Source organism: Apibacter adventoris (assembly GCF_002964965.1).
GTDB lineage: Bacteria > Bacteroidota > Bacteroidia > Flavobacteriales > Weeksellaceae > Apibacter > Apibacter adventoris.
In genome coordinates this window covers 86,010-101,025 of record NZ_PSZN01000017.1, presented here as the reverse complement: position 1 = coordinate 101,025, position 15,016 = coordinate 86,010, and the positions used below count along the sequence as shown (strand labels likewise).

Below are 15,016 nucleotides of genomic sequence, written 5' to 3'. Positions count from 1 at the left end.
GACAGGCTTAAAAAATGAATTTGTAATTATTATTGATTGAAGTTAACTAAGAAAAAAAAAGAAAATTATATGTAAAATCGGGTTAAATATTGCTTATCTCTAAATAATAAATTTGTAAAATAAAAAAAGAACAAATCCTTATCTTTGAACTCGATATAGAAATATGGATATAAACAAATTATTTTCAGATAAACGAACCGGAACCCAATATAAATCACATAATAAAAAAAGTGATCCGCGAAGTGAGTACCAGCGAGATTTTGATCGGGTAATATTCTCTACCTCATTTCGCAGATTGCAAAATAAAACCCAGGTATTTCCTCTTCCCGGAAGTGTTTTTGTACATAATCGGTTGACCCATTCCTTAGAAGTAGCCTCCGTAGGTCGTTCTTTAGGTAGTGAAATAGGGAATTATATTGCCGAAACATTTGCCTCAGAATTGACGGAAGAAAATAAAGAGCTGTTTAAACATAGCTTGTATAATGTAATTTCCACAGCTTGTTTATGCCATGATATTGGCAATCCGGCTTTTGGACATTCGGGAGAAGATGCCATAGCCAGTTATTTTTCCAGAAATGAGGGGATCTTGAAAGATAAATTTACTCAAAAACAATGGCTAGATTTCCTTAATTTTGAAGGTAATGCTAATGCAATTAGAGTACTTACTCAACAACAGAATGGTAAATCAGAAGGAGGCACTATGTTAACCTTTTCTACCTTAGCTTCCATTGCTAAATACCCTTGTGAATCTATAGCTAAAAATAAAAAAATACTACAACAAAAAAAATTTGGTTTTTTTCAGTCAGAAAAAGAAGTATTTGAGGCTATAGCAAAAGAAACAAGTATGATAAAAGTAAGTGATGACCCTAAAGTATACCTTAGGCATCCCTTTGTTTGGTTGGTAGAAGCCGCAGATGATATTTGCTATAACATTATCGATTTAGAAGATTCTCAGCGTTTAGGTTTTATTAATGCACAGGTATGCGAAGAATTATTACAGCAAATCATTACCGAAATGCAAGGAAATGCAAAATGGGAAAGGGTAAGCAAAAAATTAAATAATATTACCGATAAAAACGATCGGATATCATTTTTACGAGCCGTTTCTATTGGAGTATTAATTAACCGAACAGTAGAATTGTACAAACAGAATTTCGAAAAAATACTTTCCGGAGATTTAGAAATATCTATTTTTGATCAGATCAAAGGCGAAAGTAAAGCCATTCAGATAATAGAAGACTTTTCCATAGAACATATATATAATCACCGGTCGGTGGTCGAAATTGAAAATGCCGGGTATAACGTAATGTATGAATTGCTGGATCATTTCATTCCATCAATAATGAAATCAGAAAATGAAAGACGAGAATACGAGAAAAAAGCCGTTAAACTTATTCCCCGTCAATCCATATATGAAGAAGGTACCGAATATGAAAGAGTATTGGGAGTGCTAGACTTTGTATCAGGAATGACGGATAATTATGCTACAGATTTATATCGTAAAATTAAAGGAATTGATATTGGAATGACTTTGTAAAAAATACATATTTTTGTATTGTTGTAAATGGAGAAAGATGTTTAAGATATGCAGATTTCAGAAGAAACATTAAAAGAATTAGAATTTAGGAAAATAGTAGAAGAAATAGCTCCTTATTGTCATTCCGAAAAGGCAAAAGAAACCATTTTGTCTCTCTGTCCGCTTAAAAAAGATAAAATAAAAAGAGAACTAAACCTTGTAAATGAATATTTAGGAAGTTTTTCAAATGAGAATTTTATTCCTTTTCGTGAATATGATGATATAGAAACGGAACTCAAAATGCTTCAGATTGAAAATTTTATTTTGGAAGCAAGGTCTTTTCATAAAATTCGAAATTTGTCACAATTAGTGAATTCATTGATCGTTCACTTTGAAAAATTTAAAGACTATTTTCCTACTTTACACCGGCAATTATCTTCTATAGAGTATACCAAAGAAATTATAAGTTTAATAAATAAGGTTTTCAATCGTTTTGGAGAAGTAAAAAACGATGCCACTCAAAATTTACAAAATATACGTTCTCAAATTCAGGAGATAAGAAAGAATATACAGGAAAATTTTGATAAAACCCTTACACATTTTTCACAAACAGGAGTATTAGACGAAATAAGGGAAAGTGTTATAGATGATCAAAGGGTTTTAGCCGTTAAATCAGCATTAAAAAAATCAGTAAAAGGAAGAATATTAGGGTTTTCAAAAACAGGTTCCATATGTTTTATATTGCCCGAATCGGTAATTCAGCATAATGTAAAATTGCTGGAATGGGTAAATCAGGAAAAAAAAGAAATAGAAAAAATACTTTTCAATCTAACGCAAAATATTCTTGAATTTTATCCATTATTACAACAATATCAAAACTATATCTATGCTTTAGATGTTATTCAGGCCAAGGCAAGATATGCAGACAGTATCAATGCCGTATTACCCGAAGTTAGTGATACCCAGGAAGTAAATTTAATAAATGCTTACCATCCCATATTATACTTAACCAATAAAAGAGAAAAAAAACATACTATACCTCAAACCTTAACACTGAATAAAGATATTCGAATTTTATGTATCTCAGGACCTAATGCCGGCGGGAAAAGTATCACTTTAAAAACGGTAGGCCTTCTTCAGTTAATGATTCAAAGCGGAATTTTAGTACCTGTACATCCTAAATCTAAAATGGGTTTTTTTAATAAAATATTAACCGATATAGGAGATAATCAATCTATAGAAAACCAATTAAGTACTTATAGCTCCCGATTGAGAAAGATGCAGCAAATTATAAAACAGGCAGATTCTCAAACTTTGTTATTAATTGATGAGTTTGGAACAGGTTCCGATCCCGAGTTGGGGGGAGCTTTGGCTGAAGCCTTCCTGGAATATTTCTACGATAAAAAATCTTTTGGAATCATTACTACTCATTACACAAATATAAAACTTCGGATTGAAGAGCTAAAGCATACTCAAAATGCATCAATGCTATTTAATGAAAAAACTTTGCTTCCTATCTATAAGCTGGAGATAGGACAAGTGGGAAGTTCTTTTACTTTCGAAGTGGCCGAAAAAAATAAAATTCCTAAAGAAATCATACAAATAGCTAAAAAAAAGATAGAGAGAGATAAAGTAAATTTAGATAAAACGATTGTACGTTTACAACAAGAAAAATATCAGGTAGAAAAGTTAAAAGGAGACTTAAATAAACAAATTGATCATTCGGCAGAAAAGAAAAAAGAGCTTTCAAATACACTAAACAGCTATAAGCAAAAGTTGGTAAGCTTTCAAAAACTATATGATGAGGAAACTAAATTAAATCAGTTAGGACAAAAATTTGAAAAGTACATAGATGCCTATTCTCGGGGGAAAAGTAAAAGAGATATTATTAAAGAATTTACAAAAGTTCTGGAACAGGAAAAATATAAAAAGACCCAAAGTACAGAAGTAGAAAAAATCCAGACCAAAAAACAAAGAAATAAAATTAAATCGGAGCTTAAAAAAGAAGAAATCAAAGAAGAATTGGAACAAACCAAGGCCGAAGAGGTTAGGACCACCGTAGATAGGGCAAATAAATGGATGAATGAGGGGAAAAGAGTTCGTATAAAAGGAAGCTCCAGTTCTGCAACCATAGATAAAATAGAAGGTGAAACGGCATTTTTAAATTATGGATTGTTTACCACTAAAATTTCTGTGTACGAAATAGAAAAAATATAAGATTGATTTATTATTAATCTTGTGTGTAGGTTATTTAATAATTAGGAACTTGGGAAGGTGAATTTTCGTTTACTTTTTCTCGTTGAATTTTATTTCTATAATATTCCTGAGCTGCATAATATTTATCAGTAGTCATATCTAATTCAATTTTCCCCGAACGTCCGTTTATAAAAATAAATCTTTGAGGAGGATTATATCCATAGTTATAAGATTCGGGCGCTTCCTTTACTCGTGGATCGGGTTGATAATTTTTTAAAGATTCATTATTTAGACTATAAGAAACCATATATTTAGGATAATCATAAGGGTCATCTTTATTCCAACCTCTTACCACATCTATATACTGGCGTTTGCCATATTCTTTTTCCAGATCTACATGATAGTCTTTCTTTATTTTATCTATTACCTGAGTATAAGTAAAAAGATAGTTTTCATCTTCACTTCTTTGTCTTATAATTTTTTTATCCTTATTATAAATCTTCCAATCGTTTAATAATAAAGAATAGAAATATATCCCACCTCCTCGATAAATTCCAATTTCTTTATCATATAATTTTACTAAATTATAAGGGCTTTTATTTTTTCGAACATTTATTTGGTAATAATCAGATCGCCATATTAGTTCAACCTTTGTACTGTCTTCTAAATAAACTACTCCATTATTTTGGCTTCTATTCTCCTTAAACCATTGAATATCGAGTCTTTGTAGGGTGTCTACAGTGGGAATTAAAGAAACATCTTGTGCATAGGTAAGCAGGCAACCAAGAAAGAATAAGGGATAAATAAAAAATCGGAATATACGTAAATACATTTTAGTAGTTAGGAAGTTTGGAAGGTGAATTTTCGGTTATTTTTTCTCGTTGAATTTTATTTTTATAATATTCTTGAGCTGCATAATATTTATCAGTAGTCATATCTAATTCAATTTTCCCCGAACGTCCGTTTATAAAAATAAATCTTTGAGGAGGATTATATCCATAGTTATAAGATTCGGGAGCTTCTTTTACTCGTGGATCGGGTAGATAATTTTTTAAAGCCATATTATCTAAACTATAAGAAACCATATATTTAGGATAATCATAAGGGTCATCTTTATTCCAACCTCTTACCAAATCTATAAACTGACGTTTTCCAAATTCTTTTTCCAGATCTACATGATAGTCTTTCTTTATTTTATCTATTACCTGAGTATAAGTAAAAGGGTAATCTTGATTTTCATTTTTATATATTTTTAATTTACCTGTTTCATCATAAACTTTCCAGGGAGAAATTCTCAGATTATAAAAAAATACACCACCCCCTCTGTATTCTCCAGATGATTTATCATATAATATTGTTAAAACATATGGGCTATCTTTTTTCTTTATGTCTTTCCTAAATTGATTGATTTGTTGGATTAATTTTATCTTAGTACTGTCTTCTAAATAAACTACTCCATTATTTTGGCTTCTATTCTCCTTAAACCATTGAATATCGAGTTTTTGAAGGGTGTCTACAGTAGGAATTAAGGAAATATCTTGTGCATAGATAAGCAGGCCACCAAGAAAGAATAAGGGATAAATAAAAAATCGGGATATAGGTAAATACATTTTAGTAGTTAGGAACTTGGGAAGGTGAATTTTCGGTTATTTTTTCACGTTGAATTTTATTTTTATAGTATTCTGCAATCGCATAATATTCATCAGAAGCCATATCCAGTTCGGTTTTTCCTGTTCTGCCATCAATAAAAATATATCTTCGGGGCGTATTATAATAATAATTGTTAACAGGAAGAGAACCTCCCACGCGAGGGTCCGGGTGGTAATTTTTGAGTTCTTCGGGAGTAAGAGTATAAACAACTACATAGGCAGGATAATCATAAGGATTTTTTTTATCCCAACCTCTGCGTACATCGATATATTCCCTTTTCCCATATTCTTTTTCCAGATCTACATGATACTCTTTCTTTATTTTATCTATTACCTGAGTATAAGTAAAAGGGTAATCTTGGTCATAGTTTTGATTGTTTATTAATTCATTATTTATATCATAATCTTTCCAATTACCTATTCTACAAGAATAAAAATATATACCCCCCCCTTGATAAATACCAATTTTTTTATCATAAAATTTCATTAATTTATAAGGACTATTTTTTTTTCTTATATCTTCTCTATAAAAATCAGGTTGCCATATTAATTTAATCTTAGTACTGTCTTCTAAATAAACTACTCCATTATTTTGGCTTCTGTTCTCCTTAAACCATTGAATATCGAGTTTTTGTAGGGTGTCTACAGTGGGAATTAAAGAAACATCTTGTGCATAAGTAAGCAAAAAACCAAGAAAGAATAGGGGATAAATAAAAAATCGGGATATAGGTAAATACATTTTAGTAGTTAGGAGCTTTGGAAGGTGAATTTTCGGTTATTTTTTCACGTTGAATTTTATTTTTATAGTATTCTGCAATCGCATAATATTCATCAGAAGCCATATCCAGTTCGGTTTTTCCTGTTCTGCCATCAATAAAAATATATCTGCGGGGCGTATTATAATAATAATTGTTAACAGGAAGAGAACCTCCCACGCGAGGGTCCGGGTAGTAATTTTTGAGTTCTTCGGGAGTTAGAGTATAAACAACTACATAGGCAGGATAATCATAAGGATTTTTTTTATCCCAACCTCTGCGTACATCGATATATTCCCTTTTACCAAATTCTTTTTCCAAATCTACATGATAGTCTTTCTTTATTTTATCTATTACCTGAGTATAAGTAAAAGGATAATCTTGACTATCATCACTAAATGTAACCCATTTTTTTAAATCTACATGAAAACCTTTCCATTTTCCAATTTGTATATTAAAAAAATTAAGTCCACCACCCATATATTTACCGCTTTTTTTGTCATAAAGTACCGTTAAGACATAAGGACTATTTTTTTTTCGCAAATTTTTTCTATATGAATTATTTTGCCATATAAGTTCTACCTTTGTACTGTCTTCTAAATAAATAATCCCTCCGTTTACATCCTCATTTTTCTCAAACCATGAAATATCAAGTCTTTGTAGGGTGTCCACAGTAGGAATTAAGGAAACATCTTGTGCGTAGGTAAGCAGGTAACCAAGAAAAAATAAGGGATAAATGAAAAATCGGGATATAGGTAAATACATTTTAATAATTAGGAAGTTTGGAAGGTGAATTTTCGTTTACTTTTTCTCGTTGAATTTTATTTCTATAATATTCCTGAGCTGCATAATATTTATCAGTAGTAATATCGAATTCAATTTTCCCCGAACGTCCGTTTATAAAAATAAATCTTTGAGGAGGATTATATCCATAGTTATAAGATTCGGGCGCTTCTTTTACTCGTGGATCGGGTAGATAATTTTTTAAAGATTCATTATCTAGACTATAAGAAACCATATATTTAGGATAATCATAAGGGTCATCTTTATTCCAACCTCTTACCACATCTATAAACTGGCGTTTACCATATTCTTTTTCCAGATCTACATGATAGTCTTTCTTTATTTTATCTATTACCTGAGTATAAGTAAAAGGGTAATCTTGATCATAGTTTTGATTGTTTATTAATTCATTATTTATATCATAATCTTTCCAATTACCTATTCTACAAGAATAAAAATATATACCTCCTCCTTGATAAATACCAATTTCTTTATCATAAAATTTCATTAATTTATAAGGACTATTTTTTTTACGTATATCTTCTCTATAAAAATCAGGTTGCCATATTAATTTAATCTTAGTACTGTCTTTTAAATAAACTTCTCCATTATTTTTGCTTCTATTCTCCTTAAACCATTGAATATCGAGTTTTTGTAGGGTGTCTACAGTGGGAATTAAGGAAACATCTTGAGCATAGGTAAGCAGGCAACCAAGAAAGAATAAGGGATAAATAAATAATTGGCGCATGGTTTTTTATTATTTATTTCTACATCAAATATACAGTTTTTATCTTAAATTTCAATAGCGGGATTAATTATTTTCCACTGCCAGTAAAAAGAGGTGTATGGGGTAGGAGAATAGTCCATCAGGTTGAGGGTCGTATTCGGTTTAAACACAAACTTTTTATTAGGGTTTAGCCGGTAGAGGCTTTCGGCTTTTCCGGTTTGGCTTCCATACATTCCGTCTTTCTTATTGATAAAGGTATGTGCCAGCCCCAGGGCATGGAGGCATTCGTGGCTTGGGGTATTGGCAGGAAAATTAGAATCCAGCTGTATTTTAAACATCAGCACCCATTTGTTTTTGGGGTGGGTAGAACCTTTAGTTTGCTTTCCGTTGCAGTTTAACCCCAGGGCAAAGAAATAAACCGCTTCTCCTACCGGGTACAGACTGTATTTGGGTTTTCCGTTTTCTTCTTTAGCTTCGGCTAATGCCCGATATAAGCGCTCGTGCACCCCGCCATCTTCTTTACGGATTTCTTTATCTACTGTATTATCATCTATACAATAGCCTCCGGTTTTAAAATCGGGGTTATGGGTCAGGTCCAAAGCCTGATCTTCCCTGAATTGTTCCCATTCGGGAAGAAGGAGAAACTGGTGCAGATAATACAGATACCGGATATTTGAAGGCTGGAATTCACCCATTTGTTTTTCTCTATTGTTTAAAATATTCATTATCGTATCTACCAATACAATTTTTTGCCTTTGTATATAGGCTTCGCTGTTGGGTAGGGCAATAACCCTTCCTGCCAGTTGCGGCACGGGGTTTCCTGCATAGAGTGCCCAAAGGCTGATTTTCTGGGGTTCGGAAAAGCTTTTTTTGCAGCTAAGTTCCAGTACTACATTAGAAACCAATCCTTCGTAATAAGGAGTAAAAGCCAAAGAGGAAAAATCTACGGAGTTATACCTTTCATTATACTCTTTCCAGTTAGTATCAAAATAAGGGTTTTTGCTAACCAGTATTTTCTCGGGTTTTTTGCCTGCCACGTCTATATACAGGTTAAAAGCCGCACGAAATGGAGGAGAGACATAACCATCTTTTCCTTTCATTTTTTCGTCCTGTTTTCGGCTGGTTTCTTCATCAAACAGAGCCAGATAAGGGATATAGTATTTTTCTGTTTTATATTTGCGGCTCAGCTCCAGTTGCTTATAGGTATTACGGTAGGCTTGCAATGCTTCTTCCTGCCCAGAGTAGGGCGTGGTATTTCCTTGAGCATCTATGCTTTTTATGCCATTTTGCAGCAGGCTTTCTATCTGCACGGGAGTATGAGATACCCAGGGAATGACTTCATGCTGCTGGTACCAGTCAAAGCCGAATTGCCCATTGTAAACCTCATATTCTTTTCCGGCTATTTTTACTTTGGAGGCAGTGGTGCTTTCCATATTCACTAACGGGCGAAGTTCTACAAGGGTAGTGCCTGTGGTTTCTTCCTGTTCAGGATGGGGGTCGGCCTTTCCGAATATAATTTCCGGGGCTTCCTGTATCACTTTTTTAGCTGTAAAGGTTATATCTCCCTTAGCATATACATGATAGTTACCCTTGGTATATTCGGTAATTTTTCCTCCCGATAGTCGTATTCTCATGGCTGTAGAGCTACAATTGGGTTAAAATAATTGGTTTTTTTCATTGCTGTTATTTTTTAAAACACTTTGGGAGTTATGTTTGATTTCCTCATCGCAATAGGTATCTATTCGGTCTTTGCTGATAATTTTTCTTTTATTTTCAGTATAAGATTCAATATCTCCGCTCACTTCCTCCTTCATCATACCAAAGATTTTTAATAGGTAGTTCATTCCCGTTCTCAGTAAGCTATTTCCTCCTACATTTGTGTTCATATCCTGTCCGGCCACAATATTTATGTCTCGTTGGACATTTATGTTAATATTTCTGCCGGCATTCAGGGTAATGTCTTTCAGTGCCTCAATATTCAGGCAGTCTCCCTGGCTGTCTATATGGAACTTGTTTCCCTTAGTATCTGCCAGGGTAATATTTTTAAATTCCTCAAACTCCAGATAATGCCCACTATGAGTTTTAATTACCTTAAAGCGATTGTCGGGGGTATAAAATCCGCTGATTTCCTTTCCGTTGTAGCGGGTTCCCAATACATAGGGCCTTTCGGGATTATGATCTTCAAAGCCAATAAGTACCTCTTCTGCGATTTCGGGAATAAAATAAAAGCCTTTTCCGGCTCCTCCGTGGGGTTGCATCTGACGAATCCACGGACTTTGTTCGTTGGCAGACTGCCAGGCAAATCGTACCCGGATTCGTCCCATCCCTTTCGGGTCTTTGTTATCGGTAACCACTGCCGGCTGGGTTTCGCATACCGCCTGCGGAATTTCTTCTACCGGAACTACTTCCAGGTCTTTAGGAATAGCTTTTAAACGGTTATAATAGCCTTCTCCATCTTTAAACTCATGGGAAATTTCAATGATTTTATAAGATTCCAACGGCACATTTCCGTCTTTGAATATCTTATGTCCCGCAATCCATCCATGAAGCTTTATAATATCGCCCAGCCGTAAATTAGGATTTTGGGTTTTCATCTCTACCACTGCTACGTTTTTGTTTTCCAATTGCTTCCTTCTAACTGCGCGGTTCAACTCCCGATTATCTGCCTCGGAAAAGCTGCCGGCATAATGTTTTTGGGGGTTGGTAGTAAAGATTTTTTCTGAGGTTTCCTGAGCAAACTGCTGAAAAGGATTTTTGCTTGGCTGCAAACTGTTTTCTTCGCTGTGCACTTTTAGGTTTTCTGCTCGGTTATAGTCATAAGCGGTATATTCGAAAGCTTGGGGAGCCAACTTCATTTGCAGGCGGTATTCAAAGAAATCCTGCTCTTCAAAAAGCTCTACGGTTTTTCCTCCCCAACCGCCCAATACGATTTGCTTTCCGTTGTAAAAGAGGTTTTCACCATATCGGGCACACAAACTGCGTAAAAACTGCCAGTCGCTCTGGTTGTATTGTACTATATAGGGTAGTTTATCTTCTGCATGGGGGCGCAGATCTCCCTGCACACGGTCTGTGGGGTAGCCGGCCAATATCCGGCTCATAATTTCGGAAAGGTTCTGGTTTTCAAAACTGCAGCAGTTTTCCCCGTTATCCAACAATATAGTAGGGGAAGAGCCTATAAGCACTATATGGGAATAGCCGTCTATGCGGCGGTTTTCTATTTCGGTTATGATTCCGGTAAAGAGATAAGTAGAGATACCCAATTGTTTAAATTGTATAGTGCAGCGTTTTCCTAATACGTATTTGCTGTTAGATAGCGGATAGGCAGAGGTTTCTGCAAATTCTTCGCTGGGGCAGAGAATCTCGAAACGGTCGTGCCGGGAGATTTTAGAATCAATAGACAGGGAAAAGTGGCTATGTTTAAGTATTTCTTCACCACCTACGGTCACGGTGGCATAAATAATGTGAGAACCATCCAAGTCTTTTTCACGACTGGCTCCGTAAACTACCTGGCTGGAAAGTTGTTTGCGTTTTTTTATAATATCAGGAGGAATAAGGTAGGAGTCAGTTCCGGGAATACGGTATTGTTCGTCTTCGGGAGTAATAAAATCAGACATTAGATATGTATTTAATAAAAATTATTATTATTTATATATGTACAAAAATATAAATTATTTTAATATAATACGGTTTTAAATCGTGTATTTTTGTTTATTTTATTATAAATGTGTATTTTTGTTATGATAATTAAACATAAATATATTTTGTCGAAATGGTTATTTATAAGGTTTCGGGATAGGTAATTTATCATAAACCTAAGCTGAAAAGTTTAGGAACGTTGCAGACAATGGAAATGGATGGTTGAGGAAAAAAATTATTGCATCAATTCTATTTTGACTCGGATATAACCAATAAGTAGATTAAATTTAGGAAAGTATAGAAGCAGACAGAAAATAAAAAAATCAAATAAATTTTTGAAAATAAAAACCAGGCATTTTATCTTTTAATTAGTCTTTCTTAGAATTATAATATTTCTGTTTCTTAAACTATAAAACGTTTTTTTAATTCGGGAGTAGGTATCATACATTGGTCTTTTTTACCAAACCATTTGTATCGGTTTTTAGCTATATAATCATATACTATGTTTCGTAAGCATGCAGGCAATATTATAAAAATATACAAAAGATTATAAGGAAACCCCATTTGCAAGGCAATCTTTAAAGCAGCAGTACTTTTTATATAATAAGCTTTATTGGGTTCATAAAGAATAATAGAATTCCAATGATCTATAGATAGGTTTCTTTCCTTTAAAAAATTAATCCCGAATTCTGATTGTAAAGATGCAAATTTAAATTTTTCTTTTTGGTCATGTTTAATTACAAACTTTACAGTAGAATTACATAAATTACAAATTCCATCAAATAAAATAAGGTATTTCATTCGGAAATTAGTTAATGTAAAAAGCTGTTTTCTTTAAACATTTCTTCATATTGAGGAAGTTGTTTAACAATAAAATTTTTACAAAATTTCTGCAATTGAGGATAGAATTGTAAAAATTGTTTTTCGATATTTTTTTCTTTTAAATATATCTCTTTTAGGGAGTTACTCATGTTAGAATGAAACTTAGACTTTTTACTTAAATTGTAGAGCGTCCATTCTATACCTTCAAAAGTTTTATATTTTTCGAACCAGTCATCCTTGATCATAGAAGAAAGAAATCCATTTAGCCTTTGAGGAAACAATAATTCTTTACTTTGAACCAATTCATAACATTTCTGTTTAAAATATTCAAATTCATCTTCACAAAACAAATGCCAGTTCTTAATTAAAAAATAATCATAAATAACATCTGTAATTATAGGGGCAAATTTTCCATAAGAATTATGAAAAATACTTGTAGTTTGCTTTACAATAGGATGAAAATCGGTATAAGTATCAATATTTCGGTGCAATAAAATTCCTGCCGCTATAGATTGAGGGTAATTTTGATAATCTTTTCCTCGTACCACTTCGCCCAAAACATTACCTACTTGTATATCTGTAATGTTATACGATAGTAATTGATGGGCTACTATGTTCATACGTTATTTTTTATATTATATATTTAAGTTAATATCAGGATTGATTTGTTTTGTACTGTTTTTTGGAAAAATACAATATTTTTCTTTCATCAGCTCTTTTATTTTGGGATTCAATTTTAATGCCATCTTTAAATATAAATCACTCTTTTTCTCATTCTTTAATAAGTAATAACAATTGCTTAATTGAAAAAATAATTCTGCGCGGTTAAAATTTTTAAAGCTTTTATGCAATATATTGGCAGCTTTAGAATAGTCTCCTAAACTGATCAGTATTTCGGAATATCCTAACCAGTTATACATATGATCGGGCTCTAAATCTAATATAATTTCAAAAGATTCGGATGCTTCTTCAAATTTTCCCAATTGGATATTTATGTAAGCATATTTTTTCCAGTAACTCACATTTTTAGATTCAATATCTAATGCTTTGTTTATATAGTGTAGGGCTTCTTCATTATTTCCCAATGTGTCATGAATGTTGGAAATTTCAAACCAGGCTTTATCAAATTGAGGGTCCTCTTTTACGGATTTTTGAAATGATTTTAATGCTAATATGGGCTTATTCAGTTTAATATATGCTTGTCCTATTTTAAAAAGAGTAAAAGCTGCTGTATCATCAAAACCTAAAGATTCCTCATAAATTTCTATAGCTTTTTCCCAATTATCTAATTTTTCGTAACAAAAGGCTTTTTGGGTATATCCGGCAATGCTTTTAGGATTAATTATAATAACATAATCAAAAGCATGTAATGCATTTTTATATTGGTTAAGATTTAAATATTGTAAACCTAATTGAAACCAACTTTCTTCAGAATAAGGGTTAATATCAATGAATTTTTTTAAAAAATTAATACATTCTGAATTTTGATGTAAGATTTCAAAACAATGTATACAGGAAAATAAAGAAAATTCATCATTAATATTATATTCCAGGGCTTTTTTATAAGCATTCAAAGCTAAAGAAGGCTCATTAATTTCTAAAAATTCGTTTCCTAAACAATTATAAATATAATCTTCGTCTTCTTCATTCTGTAAAGCTTGTGTATAAAAATCGATTGCTTTATGAGGAAATTTTCTTAAAGACCAGTATTTAGCCGTAGCAATGATATAATCTGTATCTGTATAACATAAATCCTTCAAATATTCAATTAAATTGTAGGCTTTATGAAGATCTTCAATTCCTACGAAATACTCCAGTTGTTTAATTTTAATATCTATATTTGAAGGGTATTGTTCGAAAGCAACATTCAACGCTTTGAGGGCATATTCATAATCATAAATATCCAGATAAAATGAAATAATCTCACAAAATTCATCAGAATCAAAATATCCAGATTCATTTTTTTCCATCATTTCTTCAAACCGATTGACTAATTCATTATCAAAAAATTCTTCCACGTTATTAAGCTTCTATTTTAAAATATATGTAAAAATACATAAAAAAATAATTTATAAAAAGCAAATCGAATTATAATTTATTCACAAAAACTTAACATAGAATAAAAAGTTAAATTATTCGTATAGAAATTCAATTTCTTTTATTTTAAATTTTTCAATTAATTTGTTTTCAAGTTCCAGTAGTAAAAGCCCATCTTCATCCACACCTTTAATCCTACCTTTAACTATAGAATTTTTAATTTTAAAAGACATGATTAAATTTTTACCAAATAGATAATTATTATAAGTTTTATAAAGATATTCGCTATGATCTAATAAAGAGTAATTTTCTTTAAAGTTAATTAATAAATGATTTACCAGGCTTGAGAGAGAGTAACTTTTAGATGTAAGAAGAGAAAGGGAAGATGCTCTTAATAAGTCCAAATCCGAAAAATCTGTTTGCAATACGTTAATACCGATTCCTATAATGAAAGTACCTTTAGATTTTTCAATTAAAATACCACAAATTTTTTTTCTTTTTATTAGTATGTCATTGGGCCATTTAATAGATGTAGAAAGATGAGTAATTTTTTCAATAAAATTTCTTACAACAATAGCCACCCAAAAACTCACAGAAAGAGGAGGAATCGAAGAATTAGCAAGACAAAATGTCAGGGCTATATTTTTTTGGGGTTCGCATAACCAGGAATTTTCTCTTTGTCCTTTTCCCTGTAACTGGTTAAAAGTATAAACCCCGGAAAAATTTTCTTTAAAATAAAGTAAATTTTCCTTAACATATTCATTAGTAGAATCGATTTTTTCAAAAAATTTTAATGGCATAGGTTTTGACTACTAAATAACGTGTTAAATTTATTAAATTTAAATCAAAAGAAATTCTAAAATGATTATTTTTGCATAACCAAACCAAATTAGGG

The 15,016-nt window shown here is 32.0% G+C and carries 13 protein-coding genes; 2 read left to right on the top strand and 11 right to left on the bottom strand.

From position 1 onward, the window contains the following. Positions 1 to 163 precede the first annotated feature (163 nt). Both C4S76_RS06735 and C4S76_RS06730 read left to right on the top strand, forming a co-directional pair. Entirely contained in the window at positions 164 to 1,537 is a 1,374-nt protein-coding gene (locus C4S76_RS06735; RefSeq protein WP_105193710.1) for a deoxyguanosinetriphosphate triphosphohydrolase, read from the top strand. Positions 1,538 to 1,585: 48 nt separating this feature from the next. After that, entirely contained in the window at positions 1,586 to 3,733 is a 2,148-nt protein-coding gene (locus tag C4S76_RS06730) for an endonuclease MutS2 (RefSeq protein WP_105193709.1), read from the top strand. A 34-nt stretch (positions 3,734 to 3,767) separates the two neighbouring features. Here the strand turns inward: C4S76_RS06730 and C4S76_RS06725 are convergent, their stop codons facing one another. From C4S76_RS06725 to C4S76_RS06675, 11 genes are all read right to left on the bottom strand, one after another. Beyond that, positions 3,768 to 4,544 carry a hypothetical protein gene (locus C4S76_RS06725; protein WP_105193708.1) on the bottom strand — a complete coding sequence of 259 codons (777 nt, stop codon included), beginning with the start codon at positions 4,542 to 4,544 and terminating at the stop codon, positions 3,768 to 3,770. Position 4,545: 1 nt separating this feature from the next. Next, positions 4,546 to 5,322 carry a hypothetical protein gene (locus tag C4S76_RS06720; RefSeq protein WP_105193707.1) on the bottom strand — a complete coding sequence of 259 codons (777 nt, stop codon included), beginning with the start codon at positions 5,320 to 5,322 and terminating at the stop codon, positions 4,546 to 4,548. A 1-nt stretch (position 5,323) separates the two neighbouring features. After that, entirely contained in the window at positions 5,324 to 6,100 is a 777-nt protein-coding gene (locus tag C4S76_RS06715; RefSeq protein ID WP_105193706.1) for a hypothetical protein, read from the bottom strand. A gap of 1 nt (position 6,101) precedes the next feature. Beyond that, positions 6,102 to 6,881, bottom strand: coding sequence for a hypothetical protein (locus C4S76_RS06710; protein WP_105193705.1), 780 nt, complete (start codon positions 6,879 to 6,881; stop codon positions 6,102 to 6,104). A 1-nt stretch (position 6,882) separates the two neighbouring features. Beyond that, positions 6,883 to 7,647: a hypothetical protein gene (locus C4S76_RS06705; RefSeq protein WP_105193704.1), complete on the bottom strand. Its 765-nt coding sequence runs from the start codon at positions 7,645 to 7,647 to the stop codon at positions 6,883 to 6,885. 44 nt (positions 7,648 to 7,691) lie between these two features. Continuing rightward, positions 7,692 to 9,260, bottom strand: a complete 1,569-nt coding sequence (locus C4S76_RS11995) for a hypothetical protein (protein ID WP_245915808.1) — start codon at positions 9,258 to 9,260, stop codon at positions 7,692 to 7,694. A gap of 21 nt (positions 9,261 to 9,281) precedes the next feature. Beyond that, positions 9,282 to 11,240, bottom strand: coding sequence for a type VI secretion system Vgr family protein (locus tag C4S76_RS06695; RefSeq protein WP_105193703.1), 1,959 nt, complete (start codon positions 11,238 to 11,240; stop codon positions 9,282 to 9,284). Positions 11,241 to 11,664: 424 nt separating this feature from the next. Beyond that, positions 11,665 to 12,063 (bottom strand): thiol-disulfide oxidoreductase DCC family protein, encoded by a 399-nt coding sequence (locus C4S76_RS06690; protein WP_105193702.1) that lies wholly within the window; start codon positions 12,061 to 12,063, stop codon positions 11,665 to 11,667. A gap of 11 nt (positions 12,064 to 12,074) precedes the next feature. Next, on the bottom strand, positions 12,075 to 12,704 hold the full coding sequence (locus C4S76_RS06685; RefSeq protein ID WP_105193701.1) for an acyl carrier protein phosphodiesterase: 630 nt from the start codon (positions 12,702 to 12,704) through the stop codon (positions 12,075 to 12,077). Positions 12,705 to 12,719: 15 nt separating this feature from the next. Next, on the bottom strand, positions 12,720 to 14,102 hold the full coding sequence (locus tag C4S76_RS06680) for a tetratricopeptide repeat protein (RefSeq protein ID WP_105193700.1): 1,383 nt from the start codon (positions 14,100 to 14,102) through the stop codon (positions 12,720 to 12,722). 114 nt (positions 14,103 to 14,216) lie between these two features. Continuing rightward, on the bottom strand, positions 14,217 to 14,921 hold the full coding sequence (locus tag C4S76_RS06675; protein ID WP_105193699.1) for a biotin--[acetyl-CoA-carboxylase] ligase: 705 nt from the start codon (positions 14,919 to 14,921) through the stop codon (positions 14,217 to 14,219). Between the last annotated feature and the right edge of the window lie 95 nt (positions 14,922 to 15,016).

Excerpts from the sequence above, each read along its gene's own strand:
- C4S76_RS06720 (WP_105193707.1), bottom strand. The coding sequence starts at position 5,322 with ATGTATTTACCTATATCCCGATTTTTTATTTATCCCTTATTCTTTCTT.
- C4S76_RS06725 (WP_105193708.1), bottom strand. The coding sequence starts at position 4,544 with ATGTATTTACGTATATTCCGATTTTTTATTTATCCCTTATTCTTTCTT.
- C4S76_RS06685 (WP_105193701.1), bottom strand. The coding sequence starts at position 12,704 with ATGAACATAGTAGCCCATCAATTACTATCGTATAACATTACAGATATA.
- C4S76_RS06695 (WP_105193703.1), bottom strand. The coding sequence starts at position 11,240 with ATGTCTGATTTTATTACTCCCGAAGACGAACAATACCGTATTCCCGGA.
- C4S76_RS06710 (WP_105193705.1), bottom strand. The coding sequence starts at position 6,881 with ATGTATTTACCTATATCCCGATTTTTCATTTATCCCTTATTTTTTCTT.
- C4S76_RS06675 (WP_105193699.1), bottom strand. The coding sequence starts at position 14,921 with ATGCCATTAAAATTTTTTGAAAAAATCGATTCTACTAATGAATATGTT.
- C4S76_RS06735 (WP_105193710.1), top strand. The coding sequence starts at position 164 with ATGGATATAAACAAATTATTTTCAGATAAACGAACCGGAACCCAATAT.
- C4S76_RS06690 (WP_105193702.1), bottom strand. The coding sequence starts at position 12,063 with ATGAAATACCTTATTTTATTTGATGGAATTTGTAATTTATGTAATTCT.
- C4S76_RS06715 (WP_105193706.1), bottom strand. The coding sequence starts at position 6,100 with ATGTATTTACCTATATCCCGATTTTTTATTTATCCCCTATTCTTTCTT.
- C4S76_RS06730 (WP_105193709.1), top strand. The coding sequence starts at position 1,586 with ATGCAGATTTCAGAAGAAACATTAAAAGAATTAGAATTTAGGAAAATA.
- C4S76_RS06705 (WP_105193704.1), bottom strand. The coding sequence starts at position 7,647 with ATGCGCCAATTATTTATTTATCCCTTATTCTTTCTTGGTTGCCTGCTT.
- C4S76_RS11995 (WP_245915808.1), bottom strand. The coding sequence starts at position 9,260 with ATGAGAATACGACTATCGGGAGGAAAAATTACCGAATATACCAAGGGT.